11 protein-coding genes are annotated in these 15,889 nt (G+C 73.7%); 10 read left to right on the top strand and 1 reads right to left on the bottom strand.

Annotated elements, in window-relative coordinates:
* Positions 1–10 precede the first annotated feature (10 nt).
* A complete protein-coding gene (locus JK359_RS01885) occupies positions 11–802 on the bottom strand; it encodes a hypothetical protein (RefSeq protein WP_201830874.1) in 792 nt (263 codons plus the stop codon).
* A gap of 365 nt (positions 803–1,167) precedes the next feature.
* Here JK359_RS01885 and JK359_RS01890 point away from each other — a divergent pair, with 365 nt between their 5' ends.
* From JK359_RS01890 to JK359_RS01935, 10 genes are all read left to right on the top strand, one after another.
* Positions 1,168–1,767 carry a DUF3159 domain-containing protein gene (locus JK359_RS01890; RefSeq protein WP_201830876.1) on the top strand — a complete coding sequence of 200 codons (600 nt, stop codon included), beginning with the start codon at positions 1,168–1,170 and terminating at the stop codon, positions 1,765–1,767.
* A 37-nt stretch (positions 1,768–1,804) separates the two neighbouring features.
* Positions 1,805–2,938, top strand: a complete 1,134-nt coding sequence (locus JK359_RS01895; RefSeq protein WP_201830878.1) for a hypothetical protein — start codon at positions 1,805–1,807, stop codon at positions 2,936–2,938.
* Between the two features lie 46 nt (positions 2,939–2,984).
* Complete coding sequence (locus tag JK359_RS01900; protein ID WP_201830880.1) at positions 2,985–3,761, top strand: TIGR03936 family radical SAM-associated protein; 777 nt, start codon at positions 2,985–2,987, stop codon at positions 3,759–3,761.
* Between the two features lie 261 nt (positions 3,762–4,022).
* Positions 4,023–8,531, top strand: a complete 4,509-nt coding sequence (locus JK359_RS01905) for an Rne/Rng family ribonuclease (protein WP_201830882.1) — start codon at positions 4,023–4,025, stop codon at positions 8,529–8,531.
* 343 nt (positions 8,532–8,874) lie between these two features.
* The gene (gene rplU, locus JK359_RS01910; protein ID WP_030653874.1) at positions 8,875–9,195 is read left to right on the top strand and encodes a 50S ribosomal protein L21; all 321 of its coding nucleotides are present in this window, start codon (positions 8,875–8,877) and stop codon (positions 9,193–9,195) included.
* 14 nt (positions 9,196–9,209) lie between these two features.
* Positions 9,210–9,464, top strand: coding sequence for a 50S ribosomal protein L27 (gene rpmA, locus JK359_RS01915; protein ID WP_023550764.1), 255 nt, complete (start codon positions 9,210–9,212; stop codon positions 9,462–9,464).
* A 140-nt stretch (positions 9,465–9,604) separates the two neighbouring features.
* The gene (gene obgE / locus JK359_RS01920; protein ID WP_201830884.1) at positions 9,605–11,053 is read left to right on the top strand and encodes a GTPase ObgE; all 1,449 of its coding nucleotides are present in this window, start codon (positions 9,605–9,607) and stop codon (positions 11,051–11,053) included.
* A gap of 164 nt (positions 11,054–11,217) precedes the next feature.
* Positions 11,218–12,633 carry an FG-GAP-like repeat-containing protein gene (locus JK359_RS01925; protein WP_201830889.1) on the top strand — a complete coding sequence of 472 codons (1,416 nt, stop codon included), beginning with the start codon at positions 11,218–11,220 and terminating at the stop codon, positions 12,631–12,633.
* A 30-nt stretch (positions 12,634–12,663) separates the two neighbouring features.
* The gene (locus tag JK359_RS01930) at positions 12,664–14,160 is read left to right on the top strand and encodes an FG-GAP-like repeat-containing protein (protein ID WP_201830892.1); all 1,497 of its coding nucleotides are present in this window, start codon (positions 12,664–12,666) and stop codon (positions 14,158–14,160) included.
* Positions 14,161–14,189: 29 nt separating this feature from the next.
* Entirely contained in the window at positions 14,190–15,653 is a 1,464-nt protein-coding gene (locus JK359_RS01935) for an FG-GAP-like repeat-containing protein (RefSeq protein WP_201830902.1), read from the top strand.
* Positions 15,654–15,889 lie beyond the last annotated feature (236 nt).

Consider the following 15,889-nt stretch of genomic DNA (forward strand, 5'->3'; position numbering starts at 1 on the left):
GGCACCCGCGTCACGGCGTTCCGTCGTTCACGGCACCGGGACTGGGCTGATGGATCACCAGGTTCCAGGAGCCGTTGCAGGTGACGGTGGCGGGGTGGTCATTGTTGTTCTCGGAGCAGGTGGTCTCCCACACCTGGCCCAGGGTGGTGATGACGTCGACGTTGATCGGGTTGTTCTGGCCCTGGCTGTGGGCGTTGACGGAGACCCCGCAAGGCGTGCCCGTCGCGAGCCGGTTGGGATAGTTGGGCAAGCCGCTGAGGTCGGTCCAGCGCAGGAAGTGGTCCGGGTCGCTGCCGCGCAGGTCCCGGATGCCGATGTAGGTCCTCCCGTCGGGGGTCACCGCCGCCCGCAGCTCGAACTCGGCCGAGTCCTGCTGGGCGTCGATCTCGGAACACACCCCGGCACCGGTGGCGCCCGTCGCACCCGTGGCGCCCGTGGCACCGGTGGCACCCGTGGCTCCACCGGCCGGACCGGTCGCGCCTGTGGCACCCGTCGCGCCCGTCGCACCGGTGGCGCCCGTGGCGCCCGTGGCGCCGGTCGCTCCCGTGGCTCCATGGCAGTTGTCATGATCGTGATCCCCACCCGTCGGGTCCGCGGACTCCTTGGGCTTCTGGGGATCGCACTCCTGACCCCCGTACTGCACGACAGCCGGCCTGTGGTCGGACACGGCGCGGGCTGCCGCCGCGGCCGGCGTGACCACACCGGCCGCCACGACCAGGGTGAGGGAAGCCAGCATTGCGGCCTTCTCGCACCTTGCCCGGGCCAGCGGCCCGAAACGCGCGGTCCTGCGTTCAGGACTCATGGGCGTGCTCCTCGACTCGAAGCGGTCCGGGCAAGACCCCGGACAGCGGTCCGGGTGACCCCCGGACTCCAGAGCGAGCCTGACCCGATCGCCGAGGGCCGGCCGATCCGTACGAGCCGAATGGGGTGATTTATCCTCAAGTCGGACGAATCCACGCCGTCCAATGGCTCAGTCTTCACCCGGCTTCATCCGGTCGCTCCAACTCACCCCAGCCGGGGGCCTCTTCGAAGGGCGGGGCCGGCCCGGAGCGGCCGTTCCCGCGGCCGTGGACGCGCTGTCCCGGCGCCCGGGAGGCGGCCCGCGGCCCAGCGGCGGCACGATGGGGGAGGAGGGGGTGGCCGCGAGACCCGGCGGAAGGGACTCCCATGGCTCAGCAGACGGCGACGAAGGCCCCGCCCAGGAAACCCGTCGGCGCCGGTGGCGTCTTCCTCTCGTTCGCGCCCTGGATCATCTTCGGAGTGGTCGCGAGCCCCAGCACCTGGGAGTACGCGGCCCTCGCCGCCCTGATCGCCTCGATCGCCCTGTCGAGCCGGGACATGCTGCACGGCAGACTCCGCCCCCTGGACGTGACCGGCATCGTGTTCTTCGCCGTGCTCTCGGTCCTCGCGCTGGCCCTGGGGCGCGGGGAACTCCTGTGGCTGGAGACCTATGCGCAGGTCATCTCCAACGGGCTGGTGGCCGTCGTGGCGCTCGGCTCGCTGTTCGCCGACCCCTTCACCGCCCAGTACGCCCGGGAGTCGACACCCGCCGAGGTGTGGGACTCGCCCGTCTTCAAGCACATCAACAAAGTGCTGACGGCGGTGTGGGGGCTGGTCTTCGCCCTCATGACGGTCTCGACCTGGCTGGCCGTCCGGTACCCGGCCCAGGACGACTGGCTCAACTGGGTCATCCCCGTCGCCCTGCTCGTCGCGGCGGTAAAGTTCACCGAATACTATCCTGAATCGTACAAAACACGCACAAAGTGATGGGATCCGAACGCGTGTCGCCGGCGTCTAGGCCTGTATGGATCTGCAGAAGCCGCCACCCCCGGCGCACCAACCGCCACCGCCGGCGCAACAACCCGGAGGATGCCTCGTCGTCGCCGTCCGCCTGCCCGTGCGGATCGTCGTCCTGGTCCTGGTCGTGCCCGTGCGCATGGTGTGGGACGTCCTCGTGGCCGGCGGGCGGCTTCTGCGTGACACCGTGCTCAGGCCGCTCGGCCGGGCCCTGCTGTGGGCCGGAAAGGCCCTGTTCGTGTGGCCGTTCGTGGCGCTGTGGCGGTACGTCCTGGTGCCCGTCGCCAAGGCGCTCGCCTGGCTCGGCACCATGCTCTTCGTCGTGCCGGCCCTGTGGCTCCACCGCTGGGTCCTGACCCCCGTCGGGCACGCCCTCGCCTGGCTGGCACGGGGGGCCGGCGCCGGGTTCGCGTGGCTGTACGCGCGCGTGCTGTCCCCGATCGGACACGCCTTCACCTGGCTGCTGAAGGGCATCGGCGCGGTGCTCGCCGCCGTCGGCCTGGGCGTGTACACGGTCGTCGCCTGGCTGCTGCGGTACCTCCTCGTCGCGCCGGCGCGGCTGCTGTACACCTGGGTCCTCGCCCCCGTCGGACGCGCCGTCGCCTGGTGCGCCCGCGGGCTCGCACAGCTGGTGGTGCTCCTCGCCACCGGTGCCGGCCTCGCGCTGTACTGGACCGCCCGTGTCCTCTTCGTCCTGCCCGCGCTCGCGCTGTGGCGCTGGGTGCTCGCCCCCGTCGGCCGGTTCCTCGCCCTCGTGGGGCGCGAGATCGCGGACGCGGTCGGGCACGCCTGGCGGGTCGCCGGGCGGATCTCACGGGCCGTCGGGCGGGCGCTCGGGACCCTCTTCCGGTGGATCTTCGTGGAGCCGGTGCGCTGGGTGTACCGGACCGTGCTCACGCCGGTCGGCCATGCCGTGCGAGACGCCGTCCTGCGTCCCGTCGCCGCGGGCGTGCGCGCGGTGGGCCGGGTCACCCGCGAGGCGCTGGCCTCGGCCCGGGAGACGATGCGGCAGGTCCGTGCCGACTTCCGCCGCACGCTCTTCGGCGAGCCCAGGCAGCCGGCCGCGGTGGACCGGCGGGAACCTTCGGGCGCGGCGGCACGTAGTCTTGGTAGCAGTACGACCGCTCTCACGAAGGACTAGGACACTGGGCAAGCGACAGCCCGAAGGCCCGCCGCCCGCACCCGCGGTGCAGCGCATCCGACTGCGCTACACCAAGCGCGGCCGCCTGAGGTTCACCAGCCACCGAGACTTCCAGCGCGCCTTCGAGCGTGCGTTGCGCCGCGCCGAGGTGCCCATGGCGTACTCGGCCGGGTTCACGCCGCATCCGAAGGTGTCGTACGCCAATGCCGCACCCACCGGCACGGGCAGTGAGGCGGAGTACCTGGAGATCGCGCTCACCGCATCGCGCGACCCGGAGACCCTGCGTGTCCTCCTCGACGAGTCGCTGCCCCCGGGCCTCGACGTCGTCGAGGCGGTCGAGGCACGGACCTCCGGCCTCGCCGACCGGCTGACGGCTTCCGTCTGGGAGCTGCGGCTGGACGGCGTCGACCCGGCCGACGCCGAGCGCGCGGCCGAGGCCTTCACCGGCGCGGCCACCGTCGAGGTGCAGCGGATGACCAAGAACGGCGTCCGTACCTTCGACGCCCGCCCGGCCGTGGTGAGCCTGGAAACGCACGGTTCGCCGGCTGATAGGCCGACCGACCAGCCCTGTGCGATACTGCGGCTGGTTGTTCGGCACGTGACGCCTGCCGTACGACCCGACGACGTCCTGTCCGGTCTCCGCGCCGTGGCCGACCTGGCGCCGCCGGTCCCCGCAGCGGTGACCAGGCTGGCGCAGGGGCTGTTCGATGAAGAGACCGGCACGGTGACCGACCCGCTCGCGCCCGACCGCGAGGCAGCCGAGGCCCGGACGGCCGCACCGGCTGCCGCCGCGACGGCGCCGACGCCGGAAGGTTCCGCGTAAGGACGGACGTCGTAGCGCCGCCCTCGTACTCGGGAGCCACCTGGGTCGGGCAGCGCACCGACCAGAAGACTTTCGCCAGGCCGTACCGACAAGGCGTACGGAACCGGCGAGACAAGACACAGAGTGCTCCCGTGCGGCGCCCGCGCCCCGGACGGCGGCCATCGCGCATCGCGCGGGCCGCGGACGTCAACGGCGGACGGTCCAACGGACCGACGTCGGACCAGGCGCGGCGCCCGGGAGCCTGACGGGAGAAACGCCCGCATGCTCGAGCCGACCGAACCCAACGAGGGTTCCGAACTGAACACTCCGAGCGACACCCTGCCGCCGCGCAGGCGTCGCCGTGCCGCCTCCCGCCCGGCGGGCCCGCCCGCCGCGGCCGCGGAGGCGCCCGCCGAGGTCACCGTCCCGGCCATACCGGCCGCGGACGCCGACGAGGTCGCCGAGGTGACCGAGGACGTCGAGACCCCCGAGGCACTCCAGACCGCGGAGGCCGCGGTGACCGCAGAGGCGGAAGAGACAGCAGAGGCGGAAGCGACCGCAGAGGCCGTGCAGCCGGCCACGGCGGACGAGGCCGCCGCCGCCCCGGCCGCCCGCCCGCGCCGCCGGGCCACCCGCCGCGCTTCGGCACCCGCCGGTTCGCCCGGTGCCGCGGAGGCCGGTGAGACGGCCGAGACCGTCGTACCCGCCGCTTCCGCCGCCGAGCAGGCTCCCGCCCCCGTCGCGGAGGCCGGCGCCGTCGTGGTCGGCGAGGAGGCCGCACCGCGGCGTACCCGGCGCCGTGCCACGCGCACCGTGACCGCGCCGGCCGCAGCCCCCGAAGCCGCAGCCCCCGAAGCCGCGGCTCCTGCGGCCGCCGCGCCCGAGGCCGCTGCTGCCGTGGAGGCCGCCGCGCCCGCCGCCGCCGTGACCGAGGCGGCTGCCGAGGCCGCGCCCGCCGCGCGCCCGCGCCGCCGCGTGGCGCGTCGTGCGTCGGCGCCCGCCGGTTCGCCCGCCGCCGAGACCGTCGCCCCGGTCGCTGCCGAGGCCGCCGAGACCGTCGCCCCGGTCGCTGCCGAGGCCGGGACGGCTGCCGCCGCCGAGACCGACAAGGAGCAGGAGCCCGCCGCCGAGGCCGCCGCTCCGGCCGCCCGTCCGCGCCGCCGCGCCACCCGGCGCGCGTCCGCCCCCGCGGGCGCCCCGCAGGCTGCCGAGGAGACCTCGGCCGCCGCGGTCGTGCAGCCGGCCGCCGAGCCCGTTGCCGCCGAGCCCGTTGCCGCCGAGGCCGTGCCGGCCGGCCGGGACGTGCCGGAGGAGGCCGCCGCCGAGGAGACCGCGCCGCGTCGTACGCGCCGCCGCGCCACCCGCCGGGCCACCGCACCCGCCGCCGCCGTGACCGAGGAGGCCGCCGTGGCCGAGGCCGACGAGAAGGCCGGCGAGGCGGAGGAGCCCCCGCGCGCCCACACCCCGGAGGTCCCCGCGACCACGCACACCACCGAACCCGCTCCCGCCGCGCAGGCGCCGCAGGCCCCCGCCGCCGAGGCCGGCGCGCCGCGTCGCGCCCGCCGCCGGGTGGTCCGGGCCGCGTCCGGGTTCTCCGAGCCCGCCCGGTCCGCCGAGGGCGCCGAGGGCGACGGTCCGCGCCGGCCCGCCCGCCCCGCCGTCGCCGTCTTCCAGGCGCCGGTGTTCGCCGAGCCGCGGTTCCAGACCCCGGAGCGCGCCGCCGCCGAGGCCGCCGCCGAGGCCGCCGAGGTGGAGGAGACCGAGGAGTACCCGGAGGAGCGTGCCGAGACCGGTTCGCGCCGCCGCCGGCGCCGCCGCGGTGCCGCCGCGGAGGAGACCCGTCCGGCCGAGGCCACCGCCGAGACCGAGGAGACCGCCGAGACCGCCGAGACCGAGGAGACGGAGGAGGCCGAGGAGGCCCCCGAGTCCGCCGAGGACCTTGCCGAGGGCGAGGAGGGCGACGAGGCGGAGGGCGCCGAGGGCTTCGAGGAGTCCGGTTCGCGCCGCCGTCGCCGCCGTGGTGGCCGTCGTCGCCGTCGCGGTGAGTCCGCCGACGGCGAGGGCGCGGACGCCGAGGCCGGGGAACTGGCCGCCGAGCAGGCCGCGCAGGACGCCGAGGACACCGCGGAGCAGGAGGAAGAGGACGCCGAGGACGCCCACGACGAGGAGGGCGCGGGTTCCAGCGCCAGCAGCCGTCGTCGCCGTCGCCGCCGGCGCCGGGCCGGTGACACCTCCACCGACACCGAGCCGTCCGCCGACGACCCGGAGCGCACCGTCGTCAAGGTCCGCGAGCCGCGCAAGCCCAGCGAACCGTCCGACGAGGTGCAGTCCATCAAGGGCTCGACCCGCCTGGAGGCCAAGAAGCAGCGCCGCCGGGAAGGCCGTGAGCAGGGCCGCCGCCGCGTCCCGATCATCACCGAGGCCGAGTTCCTGGCCCGCCGCGAGGCCGTCGAGCGCGTCATGGTCGTCCGCCAGCACGGCGAGCGCACCCAGATCGGCGTCCTCGAGGACAACGTGCTCGTCGAGCACTACGTCAACAAGGAGCAGGCCACCTCGTACGTCGGCAACGTCTACCTGGGCAAGGTCCAGAACGTGCTGCCGTCCATGGAGGCCGCCTTCATCGACATCGGCAAGGGCCGCAACGCCGTGCTGTATGCCGGTGAGGTCAACTTCGAGGCGCTGGGCATGGCCAACGGGCCGCGCCGCATCGAGTCCGCCCTGAAGTCCGGCCAGTCCGTCCTCGTCCAGGTCACGAAGGACCCGATCGGGCACAAGGGCGCCCGTCTGACCAGCCAGGTCTCCCTGCCGGGCCGTTACCTCGTGTACGTCCCCGAGGGCTCCATGACCGGCATCAGCCGCAAGCTGCCCGACACCGAGCGGGCCCGGCTGAAGACCATCCTCAAGAAGATCGTCCCCGAGGACGCGGGCGTCATCGTGCGCACCGCCGCCGAGGGTGCGAGCGAGGACGAGCTGCGCCGGGACGTCGAGCGGCTGCAGGCGCAGTGGGAGGACATCCAGAAGAAGGCCAAGAGCGGGAACGCCCCGACGCTTCTGTACGGCGAGCCGGACATGACCGTCCGGGTCGTGCGCGACATCTTCAACGAGGACTTCTCCAAGGTCGTCGTCAGCGGCGACGACGCCTGGTCGACCATCCACGGCTACGTCTCGCACGTCGCCCCGGACCTGGCCGGCCGGCTGTCGAAGTGGACGTCCGAGGTCGACGTCTTCTCCACCTACCGCATCGACGAGCAGCTCGCCAAGGCTCTGGACCGCAAGGTCTGGCTGCCCAGCGGCGGTTCGCTGGTGATCGACCGGACCGAGGCGATGGTCGTCGTCGACGTCAACACCGGCAAGTTCACCGGCCAGGGCGGCAACCTGGAGGAGACGGTCACCAGGAACAACCTGGAGGCGGCCGAGGAGATCGTGCGCCAGCTGCGGCTGCGCGACCTCGGCGGCATCATCGTGATCGACTTCATCGACATGGTCCTGGAGTCCAACCGCGACCTGGTGCTGCGCCGCCTGCTGGAGTGCCTGGGCCGGGACCGCACCAAGCACCAGGTGGCCGAGGTCACCTCGCTCGGCCTGGTCCAGATGACCCGCAAGCGGGTCGGCCAGGGCCTGCTGGAGTCCTTCTCGGAGACCTGCGTCCACTGCAACGGCCGCGGCGTCATCGTCCACCTGGACCAGGCCACCGTGAACGGCGGCGGTGGCGGCGGCAAGCGCAAGAAGCGCGGCGGCCGGGGCGGCGAGGTGCAGGAGCACGTGCACGAGACCGCCGCCGTGGCCGTCGAGAGCGGCGAGGCCGTCGAGCCCGAGGTGGAGACCGCCGCGGAGGTGGCCGCCGAGGCCGCCGAGCCGGTCGCCCTGCCCGCGCCCGACTTCGCGCCGGACGAGGAGCTGTACAGCAGCGTCGCCGAGGCGGAGGCGGCGGCCACCCGTGGCCGTTCGCGCCGCCGGGCGAGCCGCCGCGCGTCGGCTCCGGCGGGCGCGCCGAAGGCCGAGACCCGCAGGGGCGAGAAGGCCTCCCGGTCCGAGCGTCCGGCCGGGGCCGAGGAGGCCGCGCCGGAGGCGGTGCCGACCGCGCAGGACGTCACGGCCGAGGAGGCGGCGGCACGCCCGGTGCTGCCGGAGCCGGCCGCCGAGGCGCTGGCCGAGCCCGTGGCCGCCGAGGACCAGGTGGTTCCGGCGCCGCAGGCCGAGGCCCCGGCCGCCGAGGAGGCGGCGCCCAAGGGCCGCACGCGCCGTCGGGCCACGCGGAAGGCGTCGGCTCCGGCCGGTTCCCCCGTGGGTGCCGAGGCGTCCGTGGTGACGGTGTCCGAGGCTCCCGCGCAGGAGGCCCCGGCCGTCGCCGAGGCCGCGGCCGAGCCCGCCGAGGCGCCGGTCGCCGAGGCCCCGGTCGCGGAGAGCGCCGCTCCGGCCCGTCCGCGGCGCCGTGCCGTGCGCAAGGCCACCGCGCCGACCGCGTCCGAGGAGACGGCCGTCGTGGTCGTCCCGTCGGCAGCGCCCGAGGCCGCCGCGGTGGCCCCGGCCGAGGCGGCACCGGAGGCCCCGGCGGGCGAGGTGACGCCCGAGGAGGTCGCCGAGGTGACGGCTCCGGCCAAGAAGGCGGCCCGCAAGACCGCCGCCAAGAAGACCGCGGCGAAGAAGACGGCCGCCAAGAAGACCGCGGCCAAGAAGACGGCCGCCAAGAAGACGACGGCCAAGAAGGCGACGAAGACCGCCAAGACGGCCGCCGCGAAGTCGACGGCGAAGAAGACCACCACGGTCCCCGCCGCCGGCGACGAGGGCTGACGCCCGGGTGTGCGGCCGGCCGGGTCATGCCGACCGGCCGGCCGCACACCGCGTGGGGCCCGTCTCGAGTCAAGGGCCGCACACCGCGTGGGGTCCTTCCGAGTGACGGGCCGCGCACCGTGTGGGACCCGTTCCGAGTGACGGGCCGCACACCCCAGGGGCCCGGTTTGACCCCCTCGGCCGTGGCCCCGTAACCTTGACCGTCGGCGTGTCCACTGCACACGCCACATCCCCGTAAACCTCTTCCTCCCGGACGCAAGGCGGGCCGGGAGAGGTCGTCCGTGGTGTTCCTGGACGACTGGCCTGCGGGGGTGCCGTTTCTTCGAGCGAAAGTGAGATCCGCGTGTACGCCATCGTGCGCAGCGGTGGTCGCCAGCACAAGGTTGCTGTCGGCGACATCGTTGAGGTTGACAAGATTTCCACTGCCAAGGTTGGCGACACGGTCGAGCTCTCGACCCTGCTCGTTGTCGACGGCGACTCCGTGACCAGCGACCCGTGGGTGCTGGCCGGCATCAAGGTCCAGGCCGAGGTCGTGGACCACCACAAGGGCCAGAAGATCGACATTCTGCGCTACAAGAACAAGACCGGCTACCGCCGTCGTCAGGGCCACCGCCAGCAGTACACGGCGATCAAGGTCACGTCGATCCCCGCGGCTGCGAAGTAAGGGACTGAGGAGAAATGGCACACAAGAAGGGCGCATCGTCCACCCGGAACGGTCGCGACTCCAATGCCCAGCGGCTCGGCGTGAAGCGCTTCGGCGGTCAGGTCGTGAACGCGGGTGAGATCCTGGTCCGCCAGCGCGGCACCCACTTCCACCCCGGCGCCGGCGTCGGCCGTGGCGGCGACGACACGCTGTTCGCTCTGCAGGCCGGTGCGGTGGAGTTCGGTACCCACCGTGGCCGCAAGGTCGTGAACATCGTCCCGGTCGCCTGAATCGTCTGATTCACGGCTTCGACCGAGCGACTCGTTCGAACCTTTCGCGAGGCGGACCTCACTTCCCGGTCGGGAAGGCGGGTCCGCCTTTCGCGTGTTACGCAGTAGACATTCCCGTATGTATCTGGAGGCACTGAACCATGACCACCTTCGTGGACCGCGTCGAGCTGCACGTCGCCGCGGGTAACGGGGGCCACGGCTGTGCCTCCGTCCACCGTGAGAAGTTCAAGCCGCTCGGCGGCCCCGACGGCGGCAACGGCGGCCGCGGCGGTGACGTCATCCTGACCGTGGACCAGTCGGTGACCACCCTGCTGGACTACCACCACTCCCCGCACCGCAAGGCCACCAACGGCAAGCCCGGCGAGGGCGGCAACCGCTCCGGCAAGGACGGCCAGGACCTGATCCTGCCGGTGCCGGACGGCACGGTCGTGCTCGACAAGGCGGGCAACGTGCTCGCCGACCTGGTCGGCCACGGCACCTCGTACATCGCCGCGCAGGGCGGCCGTGGCGGCCTCGGCAACGCGGCGCTGGCGAGCGCCCGCCGCAAGGCGCCCGGTTTCGCGCTGCTCGGCGTGCCCGGCGACCTGCAGGACATCGTCCTGGAGCTGAAGACGGTCGCCGACGTGGCCCTGGTGGGCTACCCGAGCGCCGGCAAGTCCTCGCTGATCTCCGTGCTGAGCGCGGCCAAGCCGAAGATCGCCGACTACCCGTTCACCACGCTGGTCCCGAACCTGGGCGTGGTGACCGCCGGCTCCACCGTCTACACCATCGCCGACGTGCCGGGTCTCATCCCCGGCGCCAGCCAGGGCCGCGGCCTCGGCCTGGAGTTCCTGCGGCACGTGGAGCGGTGCAGCGTACTGGTGCACGTGCTGGACACCGCGACCCTGGAGTCCGACCGCGACCCCGTCTCCGACCTCGACATCATCGAGGAGGAGCTGCGGCAGTACGGCGGCCTCGACAACCGGCCCCGGATCGTCGTCCTGAACAAGGTCGACGTCCCGGACGGCAAGGACCTCGCCGAGATGGTCCGGCCCGACCTGGAGGCCCGCGGCTACCGGGTCTTCGAGGTGTCGGCCGTCGCCCACATCGGCCTGCGCGAACTGTCCTTCGCGCTCGGTGAGTTGATCGCCCGGGCGCGCGCGGCCAAGCCGAAGGAGGAGGCGACGCGGATCGTCATCCGGCCCAAGGCCGTGGACGACGCGGGCTTCACCGTCGTCCGCGAGGAGGTCGGTGGCGAGCCGCTGTTCCGGGTGCGCGGCGAGAAGCCCGAGCGCTGGGTCCGCCAGACCGACTTCAACAACGACGAGGCCGTCGGCTACCTCGCCGACCGGCTCAACCGCCTCGGCGTGGAGGAAGAGCTGATGAAGGCGGGCGCCCGGGCCGGCGACGGCGTCGCCATCGGCCCGGAGGAGAACGCGGTCGTCTTCGACTGGGAGCCGACCGTCATGGCTGGTGCGGAGATGCTCGGCCGACGCGGCGAGGACCACCGCTTCGACGCCCCGCGTCCCGCGGCACAGCGCCGCAGGGACAAGGAAGCGGAGCGGGACGAGGTACTGCGGGCGTACGACGACTTCGACCCGTTCGAGTAGGAGGCACGGCCGCTCCCTCCCACCCGGCAAGGTGAACGCCGGGAAAATTGGTGGCGGCCGTGAGGGCAACCCAACCCCGCCCCGGTGAGTCGAACCGTGCGGCACGAAGAGGATCTTGGTCCTTTTCGTGCCGCATTCTCTGTTTCCCGACTTCCGGAGCCGACGTGCCTGACCAGCCCCGTCCCTTCACGCGCCGCACCCTGGCCCTCGCCACCGGCATCGCCCTGGCCGCCGGTGCGCTGCTGGCGGTTCCCGCGGCGGACGCCGCCCCGCAGCCGCCCGCCGAGCAGGTGCGCGCCGACTTCAACGGCGACGGGTACGGGGACCTGGCGGTCGCCGCGCCGTACGCGTCCGTGAGCGGCAGGACCCACGCCGGGTACGTGGCCGTGCTGTACGGGTCGCCCCGGGGGCTCTCCGCCAAGAAGGTGTACACGCAGGCGTCCCCTGGCATACCCGGAGCAGTGGAGAAGTCCGACCTCTTCGGTATCCGGCTGGTCGACGCGGACCTGGACGGCGACGGCTTCACCGATCTGCTGGTCGGCTCCGGCGGTGAGCGGTGGACGCAGGACGGCATCGACCGCGAGAGCAGCAGCACCGTGCTGTGGGGCGGCCCGAAGGGGTTCGCCTCCGGGACGGTGCTGCCCGCCCAGGGCACCAGCCGTTACCAGGACGCGCTGACGGCCGCCGGTGACTTCGACGGCGACGGGCACCAGGACCTCGCGCGCGGCGGGCGGGTGCTGTTCGGCCCGCTCGGCCGGGACGGCCGCCCCGCCCGCACCCAGGAGGGCGCGGAGTTCGGTGACGGCGACGTGAACACGATCGCGGTGGCGGCGGGGGACACCGACGGCGACGGCATCGACGACATCGTGGCGCTGACCCGCGCATGGGACCGGGACGACGAGGGCGACTACGGTCACGCCGTGTTCGTCGTGCGCGGCAGCCGCGAGGGACTGCGCACCCCGGTCGGCCTGAAGGACTTGAGCGGACCGGAGGGCGACGGCATCGCGCTCGGCGACCTCAACGGTGACGGCCGGGCGGACCTGGTCGTCGGCGGCCAGACCCTGCGGATCGTCTACGCGGGCAAGCAGGGCCTCGGCCCCGGCCGGCCCCAGGTGATCAGCCAGGACACCCCCGGGGTGCCCGGCACCCAGGAGGCCGGGGACGGATTCGGCCACGCCCTGGCCGTCGGTGACATGACCGGCGACGGCCGCGCCGACATCCTGGCCGGCGTCCCCTTCGAGGGCTTCGGCGGGCTGCGCAGCCCAGGCACCTTCGCCGTCGTACCCGGCGGTCCCTCCGGTGTGACGGGTGCCGGGACCAAGGTGTTCAGCCAGGACAGCGCCGGTGTGCCCGGAACGGCGGAGAAGGACGACTGGTTCGGTGCCGCCGTGCACCTCGTCGACGGCAACGGTGACGGCAAGGCCGAACCGGTGGTCGGTGCGCCGTCGGAGGACACCCGCGCCGGTGCGTTCTGGGTGTTCCCGGGCCGGACGAGCACCAAGGGGTCCTTCACCGTCGGCGCCCGTGCCCTCGGTACGACCGCGGCCGGCGCCGAACTCGGCTCCGTCTTCCCCAACTGATTCCTTCGTACCCACGATTCCAGGACATTCATGAACGTCTCCTCCCAGCGCCGGGCCCTGCTGGCGACGGCCACCGGCATCGCCCTCGCGGCCGGCGCCCTCGCGGTGCCCGCCGCCGCGGCCCCCGCGCAGGCGGCCGCGGCCGCGAGCAGCAAGCACCTGCACGACGACTTCAACGGCGACGGCTACGCCGACGTCGCCATCGGCGCCCCCGGTACCGCCCTCGGCAGCCAGCGCGGTGCGGGCGCCGTCACGGTGCTGTACGGCTCGGCGAAGGGCCTCTCGACCGCCCGCAAGCAGGTGCTGACCTGGTCGGGCCGGAAGAACGCGGAGTCGCCGGAGGGCGGTTACGGCAGCAGGCTGCGCACAGCGGACCTCGACGAGGACGGCTACGCCGATCTGCTCTCGACCGTGTCGTGGACCCCGATGGACGGCGACCACGGCACCTTCATCGAGGTCAACTGGGGCGGACCGAAGGGCCTTTCGGCCACGCCGACGCTGCTGTCGGGGCTGCCGGACGCCACCGCGATGAAGGACTTCACCGTCGCCGACGTGGACGGCGACAAGCACCCCGACCTGGTGCGGCTCGGCGTGCACCCCGAGACCGACCCGAAGGCGGACGGCGCCGTGCAGCACGGGCCGTTCACCCGCGCCAACCCCGTGGGGACCAGGACGACGTACTTCACCGTCGACCCGGACCGGATGGAACTGACCCAGTCCCTGACCGCCGGCGACGTGAACGGTGACGGCATCGCCGACCTCGCCGTGCGCACCCGTTCCATGGACGAGTCGGACTCCCGGGGCACCGCCCTGCTCCTCGGCGGACCCGGCGGCTTCACGAACAAGGGCTGGCTGTCCGACACCGAGCACCGGTCGATCGGCGGCGAGCAGGTGGTGATCGGCGACCTCAACCACGACCGCTACGGCGACATCGTCGTCGGCCACTCCGACGACGGCTACGACAGCGACGCCTGGATGCCGACCAAGGGCGGGGCGCTGGGTGTGGTCTACGGCGGCCCCCAGGGCACCTCCACCACGCTGAAGCCGGTGTGGATCAACCAGGACACCGCGGGGGTGCCCGGTGCCGGCGAGTTCCACGACGGCATGGGCGCCGCCCTGTCGATCGGCGACACCGACGGCGACGGATACAACGACCTCGCCACCGGCCTGCCCGGCGAGGACTTCGACGGCCTGACCGACGCGGGCACCGTGCTGGTGCTGCGCGGCAGCGCCAAGGGCCTGACCGCCAAGGGCGCCAAGGTCCTCCACCAGAACGCCGCGGGTGTGCCCGGCACCGCCGAGAAGGGCGACCGGTTCGGCCGGGCGACGGCACTGATCGACGCCGGCGGCGACAAGAAGACCGAGCTGATCGCCGGCGACCCCGACGAGAACACGGGCGAGGGCGCCGTCTGGGCCTTCCCCGCGACGACCGGCGGTATCACCGCGAAGGGTGCCTTCTCCTTCGGACCCGCCACCGCCGCCCTGCCCACCTGGCAGGCCTTCCTCGGCGCGTCGCTCGGCGACTGATCCACCGAAACAGTCAAGGGAGCAGGACCATGAACAGACGCAGAGCGGTCTGGAGCAGCGGGCTCGCCGTCGTGCTCGCCGCGACCGGTGCCGCCGCCCTGCCCGCCGTGCCGGCGGCGGCCGGTCCGGCCGCCGCCGCGAAGCTGCACGACGACTTCAACGGCGACGGCTACGCCGACCTCGCGGTCACGGCGCCCGGGGCGTCCGTGAGCGGCCGCAAGGGTGCCGGCTACGTGGCCGTCCTCTACGGTTCGGCGACCGGCCTGAAGACCTCCACCAAGCAGGTCTTCAGCCAGAACAGTGCCGGTGTGCCGGGCAGCGCCGAGGCCGCTGACCGGTTCGGCAGCGCCGTCGCCACCGCCGACCTCGACCGGGACGGCTACGCCGACCTGATCGTCGGAGCGGGCGGCGAGGACACCACCGCCGGCACCGACGCCGGCACGGTCACCGTGCTCTGGGGCGGCAAGACGGGGCTGTCCGGCGGGGCGACGCTGGGCGGCGGGGCGGAGTACGACGGGCTCGGCGACCGGGGGCACCTGACGGCCGGAGACGTGAACGGGGACGGCGCGCCGGACGTGGTCACCGTCGTGAACGCGCACGATCTGCGGGTGCAGAACGGGCCGTTCGCCCGGGACGGCTCGGCCGTGCACGGCACGCAGGTGGTCAAGGACGAGTTCGACAGCCGGTATCTCGACCTGGCCGCCGGTGACCTCGACGGCGACGGCATCACCGATGTCGCCGCCACGGCGAACGATGGCGACGAGTGGGATGCCCGCCGTGTCGTGTACTGGACGGGCACGCACGACGGGCTCACGCCCTCCGAGGTGGTCCGCGGCAACGAGCCGGCGGGCCGGCTCGAAGGCGGCGAGCACCTCGCCGTCGGCGACGTGAACCGGGACGGCCGCGCCGACATCGTGGTGGGCCGGGCCCTCGAGGGCGCCGACAGCGATGTGGACACCCCGCTCGCCAAGGGCGGCCGCATCGCCTGGATCCCGGGTACGGCGAACGGGCCCGACGGGACGCAGGCCGTGGTCATGAACCTGGACACCGCCGGGGTGCCGGGCACCGCCAAGCCGGGCTCCGGCTTCGGCACCGGTCTCTCGGTGGCGGACGTGGACGGTGACCACTACGGGGACGTCGCGGTCGGCGCGCCCGGAGTCTCCACCGGCGGGCAGGTCATCGTCCTGCGCGGCACCGCCAAGGGGCCCACGGGCACCGGCGCGAAGGCGTTCGGCCAGGACACCGCGGGTGTGCCCGGCGCCGGTGAACCGGGCGACGCGTTCGGCGCGGCCGTCCGTCTGGTGGACGCCAACCGGGACGGCCGGGCGGAACTCGCCGTCGGTGCGCCGGGTGAGAACACCGGGGCCGGGTCGGTGTGGGTGCTGCGCGCCACCGCCTCCGGGATCACCCCGAGCGGCTCGTTCACCTTCGCGAGCGGCACGCTCGGCACGGTGGCCGCGGACGGCCGGCTCGGATCCGCCTTCGGCTCCTGAGCCGCGGGCGCTCCCGTGCCGTCCGGCTCCGGTCCCTGAGGCGGAGGCGGACGGCTGGGGCGCGTGTCGGCTCCTGAGCCGTAGGCGGCGGGACGGATTCCGACCTACCGTCAGACCCGTTGTGGCGCCAGGGTTTTCCCGTGCCGCAACGGGTCTTCTGTTGTCTGCCCATTTGTCATGCTCGCGATGGGGCTCGTTCAGCAGGCGGACCGTCCGGCCGTGGGAACTTCCGAATG

Origin of the sequence: Streptomyces actinomycinicus (assembly GCF_016741775.1) — a bacterium.
GTDB classification, from domain to species: Bacteria; Actinomycetota; Actinomycetes; order Streptomycetales; family Streptomycetaceae; genus Streptomyces; species Streptomyces actinomycinicus.